The organism is Spirillospora sp. NPDC049652 (genome assembly GCF_040675125.1).
GTDB lineage: Bacteria > Actinomycetota > Actinomycetes > Streptosporangiales > Streptosporangiaceae > Spirillospora.
The window spans coordinates 1-2,098 of the sequence record NZ_JBFAOF010001120.1; the positions used below are offsets into that span (position 1 = coordinate 1).

3 protein-coding genes are annotated in these 2,098 nt (G+C 74.5%); all 3 read right to left on the bottom strand.

Annotated elements, in window-relative coordinates:
• Positions 1–500: SGNH/GDSL hydrolase family protein (locus tag AB0J52_RS37610; protein WP_500187742.1), on the bottom strand; the 500-nt coding region annotated here is incomplete at its 3' end.
• 5 nt (positions 501–505) lie between these two features.
• The gene (locus AB0J52_RS37615; RefSeq protein ID WP_500187743.1) at positions 506–1,069 is read right to left on the bottom strand and encodes a PadR family transcriptional regulator; all 564 of its coding nucleotides are present in this window, start codon (positions 1,067–1,069) and stop codon (positions 506–508) included.
• Between the two features lie 65 nt (positions 1,070–1,134).
• On the bottom strand, positions 1,135–2,098 hold a 964-nt coding region (locus AB0J52_RS37620), incomplete at its 5' end, for a WD40 repeat domain-containing protein (RefSeq protein WP_500187745.1).

The window sequence follows — 2,098 nt, forward strand, 5'->3', positions numbered from 1 at the left end:
GCCTCCTGGACGGCCGGGTTGTCGTAGTTGAGGTCCGGCTGGTGGGAGAAGAACCGGTGCCAGAAGTACTGCCCGCGCACCCGGTCGTTGAACGCCATGACCCGGGGACGCAGCCGCGCGGCCAGCGGCGCGATCTCGCCGACGTCCGGGAAGGTGAAGGTGACCACGGTCGCGCCGGACGCGGTGAACGCGGCGAGCATCGCGTCCAGGTCGGCGGCGACGGCGTCCGCGTCGCAGCCCGGCCGGATGAGGTCGTTCATCCCGGCCATGACGGTGACCAGGTCCGGTTTCAGGGCGAGCGCCGCCTCGGTCTGACCGGCGCGGATCGCGGCCGCCAGGTGCCCCCGGACGGCCAGGTTCGCGTACCGGAAGTCCGGCTCGGCGGCGGCCAGCGTCTCGGCGAGCCGGTCGGCCCAGCCCCGGTAGCCGGACACCTCGTCGCCGTCCATCAGTCCCTCGGTCTGGCTGTCGCCGACCGCGACGTACCGCAGGTAGGGCATGGTCCTCACTCCACTCGCGCGCGGCGGGCCTCCAGGACGGCGAGCGCGCGCCCGCCCCACCGCAGGTTCTCCCGTTCGAACTCCAGGCCGCGCATGAGCGTCAGGTAGGGGCCGACGCGCTCGGCCTCGGCGAGGTGCTCCTGCTCGGTGCGCCCGGCGAGCAGCCGCGCGCGCAGCCGCTCGAACCGCGCGATCTTCGCCTCGGCCCAGGCCATCCGCTCGCGGACGGCCTCGATCACGGCCTCGGCGTCGCCGCCGTCCACCGCCTGCACCTTGACCATCAGCTCGTCCCGGATCGCGCCCGGCCGCGGCGGCGCGGACGTGAACTCGCGCAGCGCGCGGCGGCCGGCGGCGGTGAGCGAGAACAGCCGCTTGTTGGGCCGCCGCTCCTGCTCGACGACCCGCGCCTCGATCAGCCCCTCGCCGGACATCCGCTCCAGCTCCCGGTAGAGCTGCTGCGGGGTCGCCATCCAGAAGTTGGCGACGCCGGCGTCGAAGTTCTTGGCCAGGTCGTACCCGGACGCCTCGCCGTCCAGGAGGGCGGCCAGCACCGCGTTGCGCAACGACATGAGGCCATCATAGTGATTATTCAATTTGTTGACTAGTGAGGTGCAACCGGCGCGGCGGTCGGCGGTCAGCGGGCCGGGAAGGTCCAGAGCTTGGTGACGCCGCTCGCGCCGCCGCTGGCGAAGGACTGGCCGTCCGGCGCGAAGGTCACGCACTCGACCCGCTTCGGATCGCCGTGCACGGCGGCGACCTGCCGCGCCGTCCCGACGTGCCAGAGGCGGACCGTCCCGTCCTCGGCGCCGCTCGCGAGGACCTGGCCGTCCGGGCTGAACGCGACCGCGGTGACCTGCCCGGTGTGCCCCTCCAGCTTCCGCCCCGAGGAGTCGTCCGGCGGGCCGAGCGAGATCGAGGAGCCGGAGCCGGTCGCGACCGCCATCGTCGAGCCGTCCGGGCTGACCGCCGCGACCGTCGTCCCGATCTCGGCCGCCAGGCTCGGGACGCCCCGGGTGGCTCCGCCGACCGGCCTGTCCGCGACCCTGGTGCGCGTGACCTTGCCCTGCTCCACGCGCAGGACGTCCCGTCCGTCCTGGCTGAACAGCAGGCGGGGGCCGCTGCCGCCGGCGCTGCTGGCGGGGGCGGACTTGACGACGCGTTTCGCGGCGACGTCCCACACCTGGAGCGCGCCGTCGTCGCCGGTGTGGGCGAGCAGCCGTCCGTCCGGGCTGAGGGCGGCGGCGCGAGGACGGGTACCGGCGGGGAGACTGCCGATGACCTTGCCGGTCAGCGCGTCCCGGACCATGAACGAGCCGTTCCGCGTGGCGCCCGCCGCGATCCGCCCGTCCGCGCTGAGCGCCTGCGGCCGCGTCCAGTCGTCGGAGTGGAGGGCGGCGGAGGTGCTCTTGCCGGTCGCGAGGTCCCAGTGCGCGAACTGGTCGAACGCTATCCCGGTGAGCCGCGCGCCGTCCGCGCTGAAGGCGAGCTGGAGCATGTCGATGGCCGCGCTGGGCAGCGTGGTCGGGACGGGGACCCCGATCGGCGTCGCCGGGCCGCCGCCCGCCGCCCCGCTCTCCGGCCACAGCAGCACGGCGGCC

Bases quoted from the DNA above. Each gene is read 5' to 3' on its own strand.
- AB0J52_RS37615 (WP_500187743.1), bottom strand. From the start codon at position 1,069: ATGTCGTTGCGCAACGCGGTGCTGGCCGCCCTCCTGGACGGCGAGGCG.